The sequence below is a fragment of the Clostridium sp. genome, assembly GCF_032552055.1.
Lineage (GTDB): Bacteria > Bacillota > Clostridia > Clostridiales > Clostridiaceae > Clostridium.
Window position 1 is genome coordinate 1 of the sequence record NZ_JAWGSV010000428.1, and the last position, 1,300, is coordinate 1,300.

Genomic DNA, 1,300 nt, shown 5'->3' on the forward strand with positions numbered 1-1,300 from the left:
ATTCCATACTTCTTCTGCCATCAAGGATAAAATTCTTAAAATAATAAAGTAATATTTTACTCACTGGTAAATAATGTTTATTTTTATTTATTATATGTGTATAATCAAATAAAAGATTAATTTATGAAATATCACATAATTAATAAAAGGGGGAAATTACATGATAAGTCTCAAAAAAGCCATAGTTCTAACAATATGTATAGCTATTTTAGCGTTTACCATCGGTGCACCAAATATTAAAGATTCAGCTAAAGACTTAGATGGGGTATATACATTAAATCAAATAATAACACAAGAAGGAGAGATAAAAAATTTTACAGATGGAGGAGAATTAACTGTTAATAATTTAAAAACTACCTTTGAGACTTCAACTCAAAGCTTCCAATGGAAAATTGAAAAAAATAACTATGAAATAAGTAAAGATGGATTTATTGAAACTGATCCAGAGACAAATCAAAAATATGTTTGGATGAATATTAATAAATAAAAAAACTATATAGTATCAAATATTTATACTTAATACTATATAGCTTAATTATTTATATATGAAATTTATTGTTATTCTGCTAGTGTTGTAGGATTTACAATATTATCTGGAGTAGAGTCTGGTGTTGGATCCGGTGTTGGATTCGGTGTCGGATCTGGCGTTGGATCTGGCTTCGGATCCGGTGTCGGATTCGGTGTCGGATTTGGCGTTGGATCTGGCTTCGGATCCGGTGTCGGATTCGGTGTCGGATCTGGCGTTGGATCTGGTGTTGGAGTTGTTGGTGGTGTAACTACATCCCCTTGTCCCCAACCATTGCTATTGTCATTATTATAACCAGAATCATATATATCTTCATATTCATTACTTTCGCTACTATCTTCTTCTTTTTCTTCTTCTAATTTTAATAGCTCATTATATATTTTTTCGTAATATAAAATTTCCTTATCAATATCTTCTTCTGTAATAGTTAAATCAACATTTTCATCTAATTCCTTAATTTTATCCCTAAGATCTTGCAGTTTAACCTTTTTTTCATCTTCTATTTTCTTTTTTTCTTCTTTTCTTTTTTCTTCTTCTTTTTTATTAGTTAAATCCTCATCATTACTCCTTGTCACTACAAGTGAAAGGTTCTTTTTATTTAAATGATTTGAATAAATACTTCCTGAAATTAATACGGCAACTAACATAACTACTAAGATTACACATATACTTACTTTAAAAATTATATTTTTGTCTAAATATTCTTTTATCTTATTAAATATCTTAAATCTCCTCACTATTCTTCTCCATTTCTATTTTTTCCATATTTATACC

The 1,300-nt window shown here is 28.5% G+C and carries 2 protein-coding genes; one reads left to right on the forward strand and one right to left on the reverse strand.

Going from position 1 to position 1,300, the window contains the following annotated elements; all coding sequences use genetic code 11:
• Positions 1-160: 160 nt before the first annotated feature.
• Positions 161-487 carry a hypothetical protein gene (locus E6248_RS16150; RefSeq protein ID WP_316341785.1) on the forward strand — a complete coding sequence of 109 codons (327 nt, stop codon included), beginning with the start codon at positions 161-163 and terminating at the stop codon, positions 485-487.
• Between the two features lie 71 nt (positions 488-558).
• Here the strand turns inward: E6248_RS16150 and E6248_RS16155 are convergent, their stop codons facing one another.
• Positions 559-1,263 carry a hypothetical protein gene (locus E6248_RS16155; protein WP_316341786.1) on the reverse strand — a complete coding sequence of 235 codons (705 nt, stop codon included), beginning with the start codon at positions 1,261-1,263 and terminating at the stop codon, positions 559-561.
• Between the last annotated feature and the right edge of the window lie 37 nt (positions 1,264-1,300).

Bases quoted from the DNA above. Each gene is read 5' to 3' on its own strand.
- E6248_RS16150 (WP_316341785.1), top strand. From the start codon at position 161: ATGATAAGTCTCAAAAAAGCCATAGTTCTAACAATATGTATAGCTATT.